Here is a 14,998-nt window from a genome sequence, read left to right on the forward strand (position 1 = left end):
ATGCTGCGAACCGTTTTGTTAGGGCTGGTCCGGTTTTACCAACTGGCCATCAGCCCGCTTTTCCCGCCGCGCTGCCGCTATGTGCCGACGTGTTCCCAATATGCCGTCGAAGCCCTGCGCAAACACGGCGCGTGCAGAGGTGCGTGCCTGACCGCGAAACGCTTGTGCCGCTGCCACCCTTGGGGCGGCAGCGGATATGACCCGGTCCCTTGAAACGGAACTTTTGCAGGCTTCCCGGCGCTGCAATGGTTTCAAACCGAATAAGGAAATCTCACAATGGATGCCAAACGACTGTTTATTGCCACAGCATTGTCCATGCTGATTCTGTGGGGCTACGGGCAAATGTACCCCAGCCCGCAGCCGAACACCGCCGCCACGGCGACTGCGCAGCAAGCGCAAGTGCAGGCTGCTTCCCCATTGGGCGCCACCAGCCCCATCACCGTGAACACGGATACCGTGCAGGCGGTGATTGACGAGAAAAGTGGCGATTTGCGCGGCATGACCCTGAACCAATACAACTCTGCGGCGGACGAGCAGCAAAAATTCGTTTTGCTGGCAGACGGCAAGCCGCTGACGTATATTGCGCAATCCGAGCTGGTGGATGCGAACGGCAAAAACTGGCTGGAAGGTCTCACATTCAGCAGCGCGCAGAAAAACTACACTCTATCGGGCGATACGCTGGAAGTGAAACTGAGCGCACAGGCGGCCAACGGCGTGAACATCGACAAAGTGTACACCTTCCGCAAAAACAGCTATTTGGTGAATGTGCGCTTTGACGTGAAAAACACAGGTTCCGCGCCGATTCAGGTCGGCACGAATTACCAAGTGGTACGCGATAACAGCAAGCCGGAGGGCGAAGGCTGGTTCATGAGCAGCTATAACGGCCCCGTGGTGTACACGCCCGACAGCGACGAATTCCAAAAAGTGAAATACAGCGATTTGGACGACGATTTCCAAACCGGCAAAGACACCGCCGAATACCAGCGCAAAGCCACCGGCGGTTATGTGGGCATGATTCAGCATTATTTCGTGTCGGCATGGATTATGCAGCCGCAAGAGGGCAGCAACATCTGCGAAAAAGCAGCCTGCACCGTCAATATGAAAAAACGCAGCGACAACCTGTACAGTTCCGGCGTGAATGTCGCGCCCGTTCAGGTGGCCGCAGGCAGCAGCCAAAGTTTTGGCGCGCAGCTTTATGCCGGCCCGCAAATCACCAGCATTTTGAAAACCGTATCGCCCAAATTCGAGCTGACCAAAGACTACGGTCGCGTGCATATTTTTGCCGCGCCACTGTTCGCCCTGCTTAACTGGCTGCACAGCCTGATTAACAACTGGGGCTGGGCGATTATCGTGCTGACCATTATCGTGAAAGCGATTCTGTATCCGCTCAATAACAAAGCCTACCGCTCCATGGCGAAAATGCGCACCGTTGCGCCCAAAATGGAAGCATTGAAAAAACAATACGGCGACGACAAAATGGGCTTGCAGCAGGCCATGATGAAGCTGTACCGCGACGAAAAAATCAATCCTTTGGGCGGCTGCCTGCCCATGCTGGTGCAAATGCCGATTTTCATCGGCCTGTACTGGATGATTTTCCTGTCGGTGGAATTGCGCCAAGCGCCTTGGCTGGGCTGGATTACCGACCTGTCGCGCCCCGACCCGTTCTTTATCCTGCCGATTCTGATGGCGGCCACCATGTGGTTCCAAACCACGCTGAACCCGCCGCCCAGCGACCCGACCCAGGCACAGATGATGAAAATCATGCCGCTGATGTTCTCCGTCATGTTCTTCTTCTTCCCCGCAGGATTGGTGCTGTATTATGTGGTGAACAACCTGCTGACCATCGCCCAGCAATGGCACATCAACCGCCAAAGCGAAAAACTGGCGACCGAACCGCAAGTGTTGGACAAAGAACCTGCGCCGGGTAAAGGCAAGGGTAAAAAATAACGGGAAATCCCGTGAAAATGAAAGTGCAGGCTGCTTTTAAACCTTGAAAAGCAGCCTGCACTTTTTATTCGCCCCGCCGAAAGGTCATATCAGCTTCGGTAGTCCGCGTTAATGGCGACATATTCTTTCGTGAAATCGCAGGTATAGACCGTGGCATTGTGGCGGCCGGCCTGCACGTCCACGCGCACGGAAATTTCGGCTTCCTTCATCACGCGTTGGCCGTCTTCTTCGCGGTAGCCCGTTGCGCGTCCGCCGTTCTCCGCCACCAGCACATCGCCCAAATACAGCCGCAGCTTATCCGTGTCCACCGCCGCACCCGAATAGCCCACCGCCGCTAAAATGCGCCCCAAATTCGGGTCGCCAGCGGAAAAGGCGGTTTTCACCAGCGGCGAATGGGCAATGGCATAGGCGATTTTTTTGGCATCGTGCAGGCTGCCTGCATTTTCCACCCGAATGGTGATGAATTTGCTTGCGCCTTCGCCGTCGCGCACAATCGCCTGCGCCAATTCCAGCGCCACTTGTTTCACCAGCGCATACACTTGGGCATAGCGCGGGTCGGCGATGTTGTCGATTTCGTTTTGCCCGCTTTGGCCGGTGGCGATGATGACAAAACTGTCGTTGGTGCTGGTGTCGCCGTCCACCGTAATGCAGTTGAACGTTTCATCGGCAATCTCTTCCGTCATTTGCTGCAACACGGGCTGGGCGATTTTGGCATCGGTGGCGATAAAGCCCAGCATGGTCGCCATGTTCGGGCAAATCATGCCCGCGCCTTTGGCAATGCCGGTTACCTGCACCGAGTGGCGGTTGCCCACCTGCCCCTGCGCGCTGGCCGATTTAGCCACGGTGTCGGTCGTCATGATGGCGCGTGCCGCCAAGCCCCAATCCACGGGGCGGGCAGAGGGCAGCGCGGCCACGATTTTTTGAATCGGCAGCGGTTCCAAAATCACGCCGGTGGAAAACGGCAGCACCTGTTCTGCGGTGCAGCCTGCCTGTTTCGCCGCCGCTTCGCACATTTGCAACGCGTGCTGCTCGCCCGTTGCGCCGGTACCCGCGTTGGCATTGCCCGTGTTCACCACCAGCGCGCGGATGCCGTGCCCGCCGAACAAATGCCGCTTGGCCACACGCACGGGCGCGGCGCAAAATTTGTTTTGCGTGAACACTGCCCCCACCGTGCTTTCGGGCGACAACAGCATCAGCGTTACATCATCATGCTGCGGTTTTTTAATGCCCGCCTGCGCCGTGAAAAGTTGCACACCGGCAATGAAATGCAGTTGGTCGGGCGATTTTTCGATCAGGTTTACAGCCATCGGCGTCTCCTTTTTGCTTTCGGGTTAAACGAATGGAATTTGGTGGATAAAGACAATGTAGCATAAAATAACGGCTTTTGACCACACGGCATCCGCCCCGCCTTTCAGAAAGCAGCCTGCACATCATGCTCATGCAAATTATCGATTTTATCCTGCACATCGACAAACACTTGGTCACGCTCACCGCAGAATACGGCGCGTGGCTGTATGTCATTTTGTTCCTTATCGTCTTCTGTGAAACCGGGCTGGTGGTCACGCCCGTGCTGCCGGGCGATTCGCTTCTGTTTGCCGCAGGTGCGGTGGCCGCATCGTCCGCCGGTAATCTGAATGTCCACGTTGTCGTGCTGGTGCTGCTGGCCGCGGCAATTTTGGGCGACGCATTCAACTTCACCATCGGCAAATTCTTCGGCGAAAAACTGTTTTCCAATCCCAACAGCAAAATCTTCAAGCAGGAATATCTGGCCAAAACCCACGCGTTTTACGACAAATACGGCGGCAAAACCATTATTCTGGCGCGGTTCGTGCCGATTGTGCGCACCTTCGCCCCGTTCGTTGCCGGCATGGGCAAAATGCACTATGGCCGCTTTATCCGCTACAACATCATCGGCGGCCTGCTGTGGGTTGTATTGCTGACTTATCTGGGCTACGGCTTCGGCAATCTGCCCGTGGTGAAAGACAATTTCGGCAAAGTGGTCATCGGGATTATTTTCGTGTCCGTGCTGCCCATTGCCGTTGAAATGTTCCGCGCCAAATTCGGCGCACGGCAAGGACAATCATCATGACGCAGGCACTGGTTGTTTTTTCCGGCGGGCAAGACTCCACCACCTGCCTGTTCCAAGCCATGCAGCAATACGGCGCGGAAAACGTGCAAGCCATCACGTTTGCCTACGGCCAGCGGCACGGCATTGAGCTGGAACGCGCCGCGTCCATCGCCCAAGAGCTGGGCATCCGCCAAACCGTGCTGGATTTGTCGCTCATCACCGCCATCACGCACAACGCGCTGACCGACGCGCAGGCGGCCATCGAAACCGATGCTCAAGGTATGCCCAATACGTTTGTGGACGGGCGCAACGCATTGTTTCTGCTTTATGCCGCTATTTATGCCAAATCGCAGAATATCCGCGATATTTTTATCGGTGTGTGCGAAACCGATTTTTCGGGCTATCCCGACTGCCGCCAGATTTTCGTGCAGTCGATGAACGTGACACTCAATTTGGCGATGGCCTACGATTTCCGCCTGCACACGCCGCTGATGTATCTGACCAAAAAGGAAACGTGGGCGTTGGCGGACGAATTGGGCGTGCTGGACTATATCCGCACGCGCACGCACACCTGCTATTTGGGCGTGGACGGCGGTTGCCACGAATGCCCGAGCTGCGTTTTGCGCGAACGCGGGTTGGCGGAATATCTGGCGGAGAAATCAGCCGCGTGATGTTAGTCGGCGATAAAAAAGCAGCCTGCACTTTGAAAATGAAAGTGCAGGCTGCTTTTTCATTGTAAAAATGGGATTAGGCTGCGTTACACGGCAGGCTGTCGTGCGCCTGTGCTTCTTGCAAACGCAGTTGCTTTCGGTGTTGCGCGGCGGTGTGGCGGCAGCGTTGTTGTTCGGTGACCAGCACCAGTTCGGGCACGGGCACGGGTTTGCCGTTGTCCATCGCCACCATGGTGAAGTAGCAGGAATTGGTGTGGCGCGTGGTGCGGTCGCGGATGTTTTGCGCTTCCACGCGGATGCCCACTTCCATCGAGGTGCGGCCGACCATGTTCACGCTGGCGAGGAAGGTGACCAGTTCGCCCACATAAATCGGCTCTTTGAAAGTAACCTTGTCTACCGACAGGGTAACGCAGTAGAAGCCCGAATAGCGGCTGGCGCAGGCATAGGCCACTTGGTCGAGCAGTTTGAGCAAGTCGCCGCCGTGGACGTTGCCGCTGAAATTGGCCATGTCGGGCGTCATCAGCACCGACATTTGCAGTTCGTGTTGAGGGATGTTTTCTTGCATGGTGGTGTCCTTTTCAGAGTGTTTTCAGGTGCAGGCTGCTTTTGGAATGCGCAAAAAGCAGCCTGCACTTATTATCCGCGCGTCCAAGTTGTGCCGTCCGCGCCGTCTTTCAGCAGGATTTTGTGTTCCGCCAAAAGGTCGCGGATGCGGTCGCTTTCCGCCCAGTTTTTGGTTTCGCGCGCTGTTTTGCGTTGGGTGATGAGCGCTTCGATTTCGTCCGCCGACAAGCCGCCTTCTTCACCGCCGCTTTGCAGGAAGTGCTGCGGGTCGTCTTGCAGCAGCCCCAAAGTGCCGCCCAAGGCTTTCAGGCAGCCTGCAAGTTCCGCGCTGCCCGTTTTGTTGGCTTCGTTCGCCAGCTCGAACAGCACGGACATGGCTTCGGCGGTGTTGAAATCGTCGTCCATTGCGGCGAAGAAGCGGCGCGTGTAGTCGTTCGCGTCTTCGCGCACGGCGAATTCGGCAGCCTGCACGTTGCCCAGCGTGTTGTAAAGCCGCGCGAGCGAGTTTTTGGCATCGTCCAAATGCGCGTCCGAATAATTGAGCGGGCTGCGGTAATGCGCGCGCAAAATGAAGAATCGCACGACTTCGGGCGCGTATTTTTTCAGCACGTCGCGGATGGTGAAGAAATTGCCCAGAGATTTGGACATTTTTTCGTTGTCCACGCGGATAAAGCCGTTGTGCAGCCAGTATTTCACATGGCTGTTGATGCGTTTGCCTGCCGCATGGGGCGCATCGTGGCCGCACAGTCCGCCGTGTGCGCCGCAGCTTTGGGCGATTTCGTTTTCATGGTGCGGGAACTGCAAATCCGCTCCGCCGCCGTGAATGTCAAACGTTTGCCCGAACAGTTCGCCGCCCATGGCCGAACATTCGATGTGCCAGCCGGGACGGCCGTTGCCCCACGGGCTTTCCCATGAAGGCTCGCCTGGTTTGGCGGCTTTCCACAGCACGAAGTCCAAAGGGTCGCGCTTGTTGGCATCCACGTCCACGCGCTCGCCGGCGCGCAGGTCGTCCAGCGATTTGCCGGAAAGCTGGCCGTATTCGGCAAATTCGCGCACGGCGTAATACACGTCGCCGTTGGGCGCGGGATAGGCTTTGCCGTTGGCGACCAAATCTTCAATCATGGCAATCATTTGGCCGATGTGTTCGGTGGCTTTTGGCTCGATGTCGGGACGCAGCACGCCCAGCGCGTCGCTGTCTTCGTTCATGGCGGCGATAAAGCGCGCGGTGAGTTCGCCGATGGTTTCGCCGTTTTCGTTGGCGCGGGCAATGATTTTGTCGTCAATATCGGTGATGTTGCGCACATAAGTGAGCGGATAGCCGTGCTGCCGCAGCCAGCGGGCAATCATGTCGAACACGACCAGCACGCGCGCGTGGCCGAGGTGGCAGTAGTCATAGACGGTCATGCCGCAGACGTACATGCGGACGTTTTCGGGATTGAGCGGGACAAATTCTTCTTTTTGGCGTGTGAGGGTGTTGTAGAGGGTGATGGGCATGTTGCGGCCTCGATGGCGGTTGGCGGTTGAAAAATATGCCATTATAGCAAAGACTGCTTTAAATGGGGCAGGGTGTGGCCGGCAGCGAAAAGCAGCCTGCACCTTCTGTTTTTCGAAGTGCAGGCTGCTTTTTCAGGCGTTATTGTTCGTTCCGCCGTTGTTGCTGGCGGTACGTCCAAGGTGCCATCGGGTTGCGGTCGCGCCACAGGCCGGCGCGTTCCTGCTTGGCGGCGGCTTCGCTGCGTTCGTATTGCGCATAATCGGCGGGGTTTTGGTTGCGGCGGGCAATGCTGCGGTAGTGCCACGCGTTGCCCTGCCGTATTTGCTGCAAATTCACATCGCGCCCGTCCAGCAGCACGCGCGCTACTTGGCGGCCGTATTGGTCGGTATCGAACACCTCAATCTGCACGTTTTGGCGTTGCAGTACGGTGCGCAGTGCGTCGCGGCTGCTTTGGCCGTGCGCCTGATTCAATTCCGGCGCGTCGATATACGCCATGCGGATGCGGATTTCGCGGCCGTGGCCGTCGGTTACGCGGATGGTGTCGCCGTCGTGCACGTTTTTCACGGTGGCGTGATAAATGCGGGCATTATCCGCCTGCTCCGGATTTTCGACTTCGACCGATTTGGCGCAGGCGGAAGAGAGCAGGATAAAGCCCGAAAGCAGGGCGGCGCTTAACGTCATCGTTTTTTTCATCGCTGCAATCCTTTACACATGCGGTTGAATCAGTTCGATGCCCGATTCGCGCGCCAAAATCAGCAAATCCGCCGCCCGTTCGGCAAACAGGCCGTTTTCCACCAAGCCCGTGATTTTGTTCAATTCGCGCTCCATGCTCAAAGGCTGGCTCAAATCCAAGCCGCGTACGTCCAAAATTTCGTTGCAGTGCAGCGTTTTGCAGCCGATACGCAGCTCGGGTTGGCCGCCCAACAGCACAATCTGCCGCGCCACCATCGAACGCGCCATCGGCACGACTTCAATCGGCAGCGGGAATTTGCCCAGCCGCGCCACATATTTGCTTTCATCGGCAATGCAGATGAAGCGTTCGGCCAATTTGGCGACGATTTTTTCGGGCAGCAGCGCCGCGCCGCCGCCTTTAATCATTTGCAGCGTGTGGTTGATTTCGTCCGCGCCGTCGATGTAAATGCCCAGCCGCGAAACTTCGTTGGCATGGATTTCGGGGATTTCGTATTTCGCCATCAGCTCGCGGCTTTTGTCGGACGTGGTGACCGCGCCTTTGACTTTTTTGCCGCTTTTGCCCAGCGCTTCAATAAAAAAGTTAATCGTGCTGCCGGTGCCGATGCCGATGTATTCGCCTTCAGGCACGAATTCGACCGCTTTTTCGGCGGCCAGCCGTTTCAAATCGTCTTGAGTCATGATGTTTTTCCTTCCAAAGTGGGGTGCAGGCTGCTTTTGGCGTACTCGAAAAGCAGCCTGCATGTTGGTTAATCAATAATATAGTGAATTAAAATTGCAATGATACGGCGTTGGCTCGCCTTGACGTACTACTTGTACGCCTTGCGGCTCGCCGCCTTGTCTCATTTTTATTTTAATCCACTATAATCAGTAATTTATAGTTTGCGCGCGTCTTGCCGCGCACCACGCTGCCTCGCCGCACGGTTTCTGCCCGTGGTGCAGGCTGCTTTAAAACGGCTGCCGCACGGCAACCAGTTTGCCGAAATATCCGCTATCCGCTGTAAATTCGTATACCGCCAATATCCCGCCTTCAGTTAGGATTTCGCAGCATTGCGGCTCAAAGCGGTGTGCCTGTAATTGCCATGCGATGCCGGCGGCAGACAGGGCGCGTAGGAAATGCGGCAACGGCGAATCGGGGCGGATGCGCGTTTTGCCAACAAAGTATTTGGCGCGGTGCAAATCGGCAGAAAGGTAGGCGATTTTATTTCGGTAAAAGCCGATTTCAAAACCGCCCAGAAAATAAGAAAATCCGGCGGACGGGTTGCAGTCGTTGAAAAAATGTTTTTTACCGCGCTTCAGATTTTGCTTTTTAAAGGCTTTGCGGCTCATGCCGATGCGGGCGGTTTTCAGGCTGCCGTGTTTTAGGAAATGGTTCAGTTTCTGTTTTTTCATGGTGCAGGCTGCCTGAATGTCAAAATGCCGCCCAGTCCGCGAATGCTTCCGCAATATGCCATTTCCTGCCGTCCCATTCTGCCGCCGTATGCGCGCTCAGGTCTTGGATGCTGTCCGTCCACGCGCCGTGGGACGACGAAGCGGCAGGATAGGCATACGGCCGCTGCTTGTGCAGGCGTAAAGTCGCGCCGATATGCTGCGACAGCCGGTTCACGGTATCCGAAACGAAAGCCGCACCCAAATCGTCAAAATAATCTTGGCACAGGCTGAGCAGCAGGCTGCTGTAAGGCTGGTTGTACGGCTGTTCTAGCGCCAGCGTTAATTTTGGCGTTTCGTTTTGTTTGACGCAGGCGGAAAGGTTTGGAAAATAGGCGGACAAAAATTCAAAGAAGAATGTGTCGGGATGACTGCTTTGGCGGTAGTTGTCCGTCAGTTTTTGCAGCACGTCCGCGCGCCAAGACAGCCGCCCCAGTTTCACGGCTTTGCGCCCGTCGTATTGCGCGGCTTTGACGTGTGGCATGCCTTTTATGGGGGAGACGAGCGGGGACAGGCAGTCGGTGAATGTCTGCCAAAACGTGCCGTCCGCTAAATATTGGTTCAGCGTGGCGGGGGCGAGCAAAATAAAGTTTTGGTGCAGGGTGTCGTAGTTCATAGGGTTGCTGTGCAGGCTGCTTATAGCTGTTTTATCACGCCGCTGCCGATGGTGAGTTTGCGGTTCAAATGGCTGCTGTCTTGGTTTTGTTGCCGCCACTGTCCTGCGGTGAATTCCAGTTCGATCATTTTGTGCAGGCTGCCTGCGCCTGGTTTCACGTTTAGCACGTCGCCTTCGGCGGGCGTGTAGTCGAAATCAAACTGCGGCGCATTGTTGAGTGCGGCAATGAGCTGATTGGCAAAATCCTGCGTTTGGGCGGGATAATGCAGTTGCAGGCAGCGGCCGATTTCCAAGTCCGCCCAGTCGTGGCCGTGATAGCGGCGCAGAGTCCATTGGGGGCGCGGATCGTCTGTAGGGACGGCGCAGCGGCAGAACAGGATGCCGTGTGACGGAGTGTCGCACATTTCAGGCAGCCTGCACTCAAACGGCCGCCAGAAGCACGACTGCCTGCGCTTCAACCGCTTCTTCGCGCCCCAGGTAGCCGAGTTTTTCGTTGGTTTTGCCTTTGATATTGACGCATTCCAGCGGCAGCCCCAAGTCGGCGGCGATGTTGGCGCGCATGGCGTCGATGTGTGGGCGCAGTTTGGGTTGTTGGGCGATGACGGTGCTGTCCACGTTCACCACGCGCCAGCCTGCACGTTGTACGGCTTGGTAGGCTTCGCGCAGCAGGTGTCGGCTGTCGGCGTCTTTGTGTTCGGCGGCGGTGTCGGGGAAGAGTTTGCCGATGTCGCCCAAAGCGGCGGCACCCAAGAGGGCGTCGGTGATGGCGTGCAGCAGGGCGTCGGCATCGGAGTGACCGAGCAGGCCTTTGCTGTGGGGAATGGTAACACCGCCCAAAATCAGGGGGCGGCCTTCAACGAGCTGGTGGACGTCGTAGCCTTGTCCGATACGGATATTCATGGGGTTTCCTTGGATAGTGAAAGTGCAGGCTGCTTTATTAATAGCCCAGCCAAATCTTCTGTGCCGCTTGAATGGCGGCTTCATCGCGCAATACGCCGTATTGGAAATGCACCAGTGTGCCGCCGCGCCGGCAGACTTCTTGTTTGCGTTGCGCTTCCTGCCATGTGGCGCACCATTGTGTCGGGCCGGTAACGGGCTGCCGGTCTTGCCGCCACGCGCTGCGGTGTTGTTGCAGCCAGCCTTGCCATGCCTTTGTGCGTGCTTCGCCGGCGGTTTTCGGGGCGGCGAGGATGCGTTGGCCTTGCGCGTCGGTATAGGCAAACCATTGTAGTTGCGACACGGGGCCGACAGTGGCGGCGGGCAAGGTGCAGGCTGCCAGCGCGGCAGCGAGGAATAAAACGGTAATGCGGCGGATCATGTGTTTTTCTTCAGGGCTTCGATGTATTTTTTGGCGTCGCGCAGGCTGCCTCCGGTCACGCGGCGGTAACAGCTTTGCGCCAGTATTTCTTCGTTCAGGCCGACCAGGAAGCGGACATCTTCCAGCGTTTCGTGCTCTTTCGGGTAGCCCAGTTCGCGCTCGCGGCTGCGCAGGGAATGGAGGGTGGGGATGGCAATGACCAGAATCAGTATGCAGGTAAACAGGATGATAAGTGCGGAACCGTCCATAATCCACTCCTTCGCGGTGGCTGGTGGGCTTACTGCTGCTGCGATTGGGCGCGGGCGGCATGCCATTGCCGTGCGGCCAGTATGTCGGCGGCGATTTGCGTTTGCAGGCTGCCCAAGTCGGCAAATTTGATTTCGTCGCGCAGTTTGTGCAGAAAGCGGATGTGCAGGCGCTGGCCGTATAAGTCGCCGTGGAAATCCAGCAGGTGCACTTCCAGCTTGGCGGCGGGGGTGTCGGACACGGTGGGGTTGCGCCCGAACGATGCCACGCCCGCGCATTCGCCAAACGCGCCGCGCACGCTGACGACAAATACGCCTTGCAATGCGTATGTGTGTGATGGTAAATGAATATTTGCAGTGGGGCAACCCAAAGTGCGCCCGATTTTCGCGCCGTGTTTGACGCGGCCGCTCAAGCTGTAGCCGTGTCCCAAAATCTGTTCGGCGCGGTGCAGGCTGCCTTCGGCCAATGCTTGACGCACGGCGGTGCTGCTGGCGCGTTCGCCGGCCACCAAAATGCTGGGCGTGCGCTCGGTAACGAAATCGGCCTGCGCCGACAGCAGGGCGAAATCGCCGCCGCGCGCTTTGCCGAAGCGGAAATCGTCGCCCACCAGCAGATAGCGCGTATTGAGCCGTTCGCGCAAGGTGTTGCGGATGAAGTCTTCGGCTTCGGTTTGGGCGCAATGCGCGTTGAAACGCTGCACCCAAACGCCGTGCAGGCAGCCGGTCTGCGCCAAAAGGTGCAGTTTGTCGCGCAGGGGTGTGATGCGGCTGGGTGCAGGCTGCTTTGCGGCGCGGCTGAAAAATTCCGCCGGCTGCGGTTCGAAAATCATGGCGATGGCGTGGAGGTTGCGCTCCTGCGCCTGAACATGCAGGCGTTGCAGGATATGGCGGTGCCCCGTGTGGACGCCGTCGAAATTGCCGATGGTTAATGCGCTGCCCTGCGGCAGATGGGGCGCGTTTTGCCCGAACCAAATCTTCATCATGAACGTGCGGAAAGTCTGTAAAGTGCGCCATTGTAACCAGTTTGCGGCCGGCTTCATACGTTTTGCATACAAGAAACGGAATTTTATTGTAAAATACGCGGTTTTGTTGTGTGCCGTGCAAAAAGCAGCGCCGAAAGCAGCCTGCACGCGGCCTGAAAATATTGGACTGATTTTATGGACTGGATACTGGAAAGCCGCCAAATGCAAATCATTTGGGAATACCGCCAAATGTTTTTGACCGGCGCATTGATGACTTTAAAGCTGACTACCGTTGCCGTGCTGGGGGGCAGTGTGTTGGGCTTGTTCGGCGCGTTGGCGCGGATTATCCGTTTTGAGAAGGGTGGCGTTTTTCTGCGCGGTATCGCATGGCTGTTGCGCACGCTGTCGCTGATTTATGTGACCCTGTTCCGCGGCACGCCGTTGTTTGTGCAGATTTTTATCTGGCATTTCGTATGGTCGGTCGCGCTGGTCAATCCGGCGGACGGCTGGATTTTGAGCGGTGATGCGGCCGCCGAAGTCCGCCGCAACTATGGGCCGTTGGTGGCGGGTGTATTGGCATTGACCGTGAACGCGGGCGCGTACATCACCGAAATCTTCCGCGCCGGCATCCAGTCGATTGACCGCGGCCAAATGGAAGCTGCCCGCTCTTTGGGGCTGACGTATGCCCAAGCCATGCGCTATGTGATTCTGCCGCAGGCATTGCGCCGAATGCTACCGCCGCTGGCCAACGAATTTATTACGCTGATGAAAGACAGTTCTTTACTTTCGGCCATTGCCGTGGCGGAGCTGGCGTATGTGCAGAGCACGATTTCGGGGCGTTACTCGATTTACGAAGCGCCGCTTTATACGGTCGCGCTGATTTATCTGATTTTGTCGATGGGGTTAAGTTGGATATTCGCCCGCTTGGAGAAGAAATACAACACCGCCCACCAACGCTGAACGCTTTCAAAGCAGCCTGCACTTTCGTTTGAGGGAGAAGGCTGCTTTTCCCATATACGGAGAAATAAAACATTATGGATATTAGTTGGCTTGCCGAGCCGCAAACCTGGGTTGGCCTGGTCACCTTGCTGATTTTGGAAGTCGTGCTGGGCATCGACAACCTGGTTTTTGTGGCGATTCTGGCAAACAAAGTCAAACCCGCCCTGCGCGACCGCGCCCGAATCACCGGTTTGTCGCTGGCCGTGCTGATTCGCTTCGTCATGCTGGCCTTTATGGCGAAAATCATTTCGCTGACCGAGCCGCTGTTCCAAATCGGGCAGCAACATGTTTCGGGCAAAGACCTGATTATGTTCGGCGGCGGCATTTTCCTGCTCTACAAAGCTACCACCGAGTTGCACGAACGGCTGGAAGGCGCCAACCATTTCCAAGTGGCCGACCAGCACAAAAAACACGCCGCCTTTTGGGCTGTTGTCGCGCAGATTCTGGTGCTGGACGCCGTGTTCTCCATCGACAGCGTAATTACCGCCGTGGCGATGGTGGAACACATTGTGGTGGCGATGGCGGCCGTGGCCATTGCCATGGTGCTGATGATTATGGCCAGCAAGCCGCTTACCGAATTTGTCGATAAACACCCGACCGTTGTGATGCTGTGTTTGGGCTTTTTGCTGATGATTGGTTTCAGCCTGATTGCCGAAGCTTTCCACTTCCATATCCCGAAAGGTTATTTATATGCCGCTATCGGATTCTCTATTTTGATTGAGGTGTTTAACCAGGTTTCGCAGAAAAATACCAAGAAAAACGACTACATCAGCAGCTCGTGGCGGCAGCGCACCGCCGAAAATGTGTTGGGCATGATGGGCATACGCGAAAGCCTGCTGGCGGGCGACGGCGGTGCATCGGACGACAACACGCATTTTGAAGAAAACGAGAAATCCATGATTCGCAGCGTGCTGACGCTGGCCGAACGCCCCATTTTCGGCGTGATGATTCCGCGTAGCGACATCGAGCGGCTGGATATTTCGCAAAGCAAAGACGAGCAAAAGGCCAAGCTCATCCAATGCCCGTATTCCCGCCTGTTGGTGGTGGGCAAGGCCGGCGTGGACGAACCTTTGGGCTATATCAACAAAAAAGATTTGCTGACCAACGTGCTGGAAACGGGCGATTGGAATGTGCAGGCTGCTTTGAAACAGCCACTCATGCTGCCCGAAAGCGCCACTGCGCTGATGGCCATCGAATTGTTCCGCAAACACAGCGCGGATTACGCTTTGGTGGTGGACGAATTCGGCGCGATTTTGGGCATGGTCACCATGAAAGACCTGCTGGAAACCATTGCCGGCGAATTCCCCGAAGAGTTCGAGCGCCAAGACGAACCGGCCGTGCAGGCCAATCCCGATGCCAGCCTGACGGTGGACGGCACGCTGGAATATGTGGAACTCGCGCCGCAACTCGGATTGCCGCTGCAAGCCGAAGATGCAGCCTTTCACACGGTGGCCGGCCTGATTATGGAGCAGCTGGGCGATTTGCCCGAAGTGGGCGATGCCATCGAATTCCACGGCTGGCGGTTTGAAGTCACCGAAAAAGCGGGGCACAAAATCGAACGCGTCACCATCCGCCCCGTGCCCGAAGAAGAGTAAAACTGCCGCAAAAAGCAGCCTGCACCTTGCCGCGCCGCGTTTTGCAAAGCCGACGAACTGGTTTAAAATCGCTTTCGTTTGAAAGATTTTCATTGTTTACCGAAACAGGAGCCGTATCATGATTGCCAAACAGTTGTTTGAAGATTTCAGCCAAAAAGTCAGCGAAACGCTGGCGAACAGCCCCGCCAAAGATATGGAGAAAAACGCCAAAGCCATGCTGCACGGCGCGTTGAACAAAATGGACGTGGTAACGCGCGAAGAGTTCGACATCCAGCAGCAGATTCTGATTAAAACGCGCACGAAATTGAGCGAACTGGAAGCGCGCCTGGCGGCTCTGGAAGCGCAAATGCAGCCTGCACCCAAAGCGGAAACAGGCAAAAAAACCGTGAAAAAATAAGGA

The 14,998-nt window shown here is 56.6% G+C and carries 19 protein-coding genes; 7 read left to right on the forward strand and 12 right to left on the reverse strand.

Translation table 11 applies throughout. The annotated features are described in order from the left end of the window. The gene (yidD, locus tag HMPREF9098_RS08565; protein ID WP_003783936.1) at positions 1–213 is read left to right on the forward strand and encodes a membrane protein insertion efficiency factor YidD; all 213 of its coding nucleotides are present in this window, start codon (positions 1–3) and stop codon (positions 211–213) included. Positions 214–276: 63 nt separating this feature from the next. Continuing rightward, a complete protein-coding gene (gene yidC / locus HMPREF9098_RS08570) occupies positions 277–1,947 on the forward strand; it encodes a membrane protein insertase YidC (protein WP_003783938.1) in 1,671 nt (556 codons plus the stop codon). Positions 1,948–2,036: 89 nt separating this feature from the next. On the opposite strand, the gene argJ is transcribed toward yidC, so the two are convergent. Continuing rightward, positions 2,037–3,254: a bifunctional glutamate N-acetyltransferase/amino-acid acetyltransferase ArgJ gene (gene argJ / locus HMPREF9098_RS08575; protein WP_003783940.1), complete on the reverse strand. Its 1,218-nt coding sequence runs from the start codon at positions 3,252–3,254 to the stop codon at positions 2,037–2,039. Between the two features lie 125 nt (positions 3,255–3,379). On the opposite strand from argJ, the gene HMPREF9098_RS08580 reads away from it, so the two are divergent. Together HMPREF9098_RS08580 and queC are read left to right on the forward strand one after the other, a co-directional pair. Beyond that, positions 3,380–4,036, forward strand: a complete 657-nt coding sequence (locus tag HMPREF9098_RS08580; protein WP_040564395.1) for a DedA family protein — start codon at positions 3,380–3,382, stop codon at positions 4,034–4,036. After that, entirely contained in the window at positions 4,033–4,686 is a 654-nt protein-coding gene (gene queC / locus HMPREF9098_RS08585; RefSeq protein ID WP_003783944.1) for a 7-cyano-7-deazaguanine synthase QueC, read from the forward strand. The genes HMPREF9098_RS08580 and queC overlap by 4 nt, the downstream gene beginning before the upstream one ends. Positions 4,687–4,762: 76 nt before the next feature. Here the strand turns inward: queC and HMPREF9098_RS08590 are convergent, their stop codons facing one another. From HMPREF9098_RS08590 to ribF, 11 genes are all read right to left on the reverse strand, one after another. After that, a complete protein-coding gene (locus tag HMPREF9098_RS08590) occupies positions 4,763–5,251 on the reverse strand; it encodes an acyl-CoA thioesterase (RefSeq protein WP_003783946.1) in 489 nt (162 codons plus the stop codon). Positions 5,252–5,322: 71 nt separating this feature from the next. Next, complete coding sequence (gene cysS, locus HMPREF9098_RS08595; protein ID WP_003783948.1) at positions 5,323–6,786, reverse strand: cysteine--tRNA ligase; 1,464 nt, start codon at positions 6,784–6,786, stop codon at positions 5,323–5,325. Between the two features lie 97 nt (positions 6,787–6,883). Then, positions 6,884–7,438 (reverse strand): thermonuclease family protein, encoded by a 555-nt coding sequence (locus HMPREF9098_RS08600; RefSeq protein ID WP_115324759.1) that lies wholly within the window; start codon positions 7,436–7,438, stop codon positions 6,884–6,886. Between the two features lie 12 nt (positions 7,439–7,450). Beyond that, the gene (rpiA, locus tag HMPREF9098_RS08605) at positions 7,451–8,119 is read right to left on the reverse strand and encodes a ribose-5-phosphate isomerase RpiA (RefSeq protein ID WP_040564890.1); all 669 of its coding nucleotides are present in this window, start codon (positions 8,117–8,119) and stop codon (positions 7,451–7,453) included. A 264-nt stretch (positions 8,120–8,383) separates the two neighbouring features. After that, positions 8,384–8,827: a hypothetical protein gene (locus tag HMPREF9098_RS11215; RefSeq protein ID WP_003783953.1), complete on the reverse strand. Its 444-nt coding sequence runs from the start codon at positions 8,825–8,827 to the stop codon at positions 8,384–8,386. Between the two features lie 19 nt (positions 8,828–8,846). Continuing rightward, positions 8,847–9,479 carry a hypothetical protein gene (locus HMPREF9098_RS08615; protein WP_003783954.1) on the reverse strand — a complete coding sequence of 211 codons (633 nt, stop codon included), beginning with the start codon at positions 9,477–9,479 and terminating at the stop codon, positions 8,847–8,849. A 20-nt stretch (positions 9,480–9,499) separates the two neighbouring features. Beyond that, positions 9,500–9,883 carry a hypothetical protein gene (locus tag HMPREF9098_RS08620; RefSeq protein WP_003783957.1) on the reverse strand — a complete coding sequence of 128 codons (384 nt, stop codon included), beginning with the start codon at positions 9,881–9,883 and terminating at the stop codon, positions 9,500–9,502. Between the two features lie 16 nt (positions 9,884–9,899). Next, positions 9,900–10,379 carry a 2-C-methyl-D-erythritol 2,4-cyclodiphosphate synthase gene (gene ispF / locus HMPREF9098_RS08625; RefSeq protein ID WP_003783959.1) on the reverse strand — a complete coding sequence of 160 codons (480 nt, stop codon included), beginning with the start codon at positions 10,377–10,379 and terminating at the stop codon, positions 9,900–9,902. Between the two features lie 37 nt (positions 10,380–10,416). After that, positions 10,417–10,797 (reverse strand): hypothetical protein, encoded by a 381-nt coding sequence (locus HMPREF9098_RS08630; RefSeq protein WP_003783961.1) that lies wholly within the window; start codon positions 10,795–10,797, stop codon positions 10,417–10,419. Further along, the gene (locus tag HMPREF9098_RS08635; RefSeq protein ID WP_003783963.1) at positions 10,794–11,045 is read right to left on the reverse strand and encodes a hypothetical protein; all 252 of its coding nucleotides are present in this window, start codon (positions 11,043–11,045) and stop codon (positions 10,794–10,796) included. The genes HMPREF9098_RS08630 and HMPREF9098_RS08635 overlap by 4 nt, the downstream gene beginning before the upstream one ends. Positions 11,046–11,074: 29 nt before the next feature. Then, positions 11,075–12,022: a bifunctional riboflavin kinase/FAD synthetase gene (gene ribF / locus HMPREF9098_RS08640; RefSeq protein WP_040564892.1), complete on the reverse strand. Its 948-nt coding sequence runs from the start codon at positions 12,020–12,022 to the stop codon at positions 11,075–11,077. Between the two features lie 177 nt (positions 12,023–12,199). Here ribF and HMPREF9098_RS08645 point away from each other — a divergent pair, with 177 nt between their 5' ends. From HMPREF9098_RS08645 to HMPREF9098_RS08655, 3 genes are all read left to right on the forward strand, one after another. Next, positions 12,200–12,964, forward strand: coding sequence for an amino acid ABC transporter permease (locus tag HMPREF9098_RS08645; RefSeq protein ID WP_040564396.1), 765 nt, complete (start codon positions 12,200–12,202; stop codon positions 12,962–12,964). Between the two features lie 74 nt (positions 12,965–13,038). Next, complete coding sequence (locus HMPREF9098_RS08650) at positions 13,039–14,598, forward strand: TerC family protein (RefSeq protein ID WP_003783966.1); 1,560 nt, start codon at positions 13,039–13,041, stop codon at positions 14,596–14,598. A gap of 118 nt (positions 14,599–14,716) precedes the next feature. Next, entirely contained in the window at positions 14,717–14,995 is a 279-nt protein-coding gene (locus tag HMPREF9098_RS08655) for an accessory factor UbiK family protein (RefSeq protein ID WP_003783967.1), read from the forward strand. The last annotated feature ends 3 nt before the right edge of the window (positions 14,996–14,998 follow it).

Origin of the sequence: Kingella denitrificans ATCC 33394 (genome assembly GCF_000190695.1) — a bacterium.
GTDB lineage: Bacteria > Pseudomonadota > Gammaproteobacteria > Burkholderiales > Neisseriaceae > Kingella_A > Kingella_A denitrificans.

What these genes read in the sequence shown, in the direction of transcription:
- yidD (WP_003783936.1), top strand. Translation starts at nt 1, where the DNA reads ATGCTGCGAACCGTTTTGTTAGGGCTGGTCCGGTTTTACCAACTGGCC.
- yidC (WP_003783938.1), top strand. Translation starts at nt 277, where the DNA reads ATGGATGCCAAACGACTGTTTATTGCCACAGCATTGTCCATGCTGATT.
- argJ (WP_003783940.1), bottom strand. Translation starts at nt 3,254, where the DNA reads ATGGCTGTAAACCTGATCGAAAAATCGCCCGACCAACTGCATTTCATT.
- HMPREF9098_RS08580 (WP_040564395.1), top strand. Translation starts at nt 3,380, where the DNA reads ATGCTCATGCAAATTATCGATTTTATCCTGCACATCGACAAACACTTG.
- queC (WP_003783944.1), top strand. Translation starts at nt 4,033, where the DNA reads ATGACGCAGGCACTGGTTGTTTTTTCCGGCGGGCAAGACTCCACCACC.
- HMPREF9098_RS08590 (WP_003783946.1), bottom strand. Translation starts at nt 5,251, where the DNA reads ATGCAAGAAAACATCCCTCAACACGAACTGCAAATGTCGGTGCTGATG.
- cysS (WP_003783948.1), bottom strand. Translation starts at nt 6,786, where the DNA reads ATGGCATATTTTTCAACCGCCAACCGCCATCGAGGCCGCAACATGCCC.
- HMPREF9098_RS08600 (WP_115324759.1), bottom strand. Translation starts at nt 7,438, where the DNA reads ATGAAAAAAACGATGACGTTAAGCGCCGCCCTGCTTTCGGGCTTTATC.
- HMPREF9098_RS11215 (WP_003783953.1), bottom strand. Translation starts at nt 8,827, where the DNA reads ATGAAAAAACAGAAACTGAACCATTTCCTAAAACACGGCAGCCTGAAA.
- HMPREF9098_RS08615 (WP_003783954.1), bottom strand. Translation starts at nt 9,479, where the DNA reads ATGAACTACGACACCCTGCACCAAAACTTTATTTTGCTCGCCCCCGCC.
- HMPREF9098_RS08620 (WP_003783957.1), bottom strand. Translation starts at nt 9,883, where the DNA reads ATGTGCGACACTCCGTCACACGGCATCCTGTTCTGCCGCTGCGCCGTC.
- ispF (WP_003783959.1), bottom strand. Translation starts at nt 10,379, where the DNA reads ATGAATATCCGTATCGGACAAGGCTACGACGTCCACCAGCTCGTTGAA.
- HMPREF9098_RS08630 (WP_003783961.1), bottom strand. Translation starts at nt 10,797, where the DNA reads ATGATCCGCCGCATTACCGTTTTATTCCTCGCTGCCGCGCTGGCAGCC.
- HMPREF9098_RS08635 (WP_003783963.1), bottom strand. Translation starts at nt 11,045, where the DNA reads ATGGACGGTTCCGCACTTATCATCCTGTTTACCTGCATACTGATTCTG.
- ribF (WP_040564892.1), bottom strand. Translation starts at nt 12,022, where the DNA reads ATGAAGATTTGGTTCGGGCAAAACGCGCCCCATCTGCCGCAGGGCAGC.
- HMPREF9098_RS08645 (WP_040564396.1), top strand. Translation starts at nt 12,200, where the DNA reads ATGGACTGGATACTGGAAAGCCGCCAAATGCAAATCATTTGGGAATAC.
- HMPREF9098_RS08650 (WP_003783966.1), top strand. Translation starts at nt 13,039, where the DNA reads ATGGATATTAGTTGGCTTGCCGAGCCGCAAACCTGGGTTGGCCTGGTC.
- HMPREF9098_RS08655 (WP_003783967.1), top strand. Translation starts at nt 14,717, where the DNA reads ATGATTGCCAAACAGTTGTTTGAAGATTTCAGCCAAAAAGTCAGCGAA.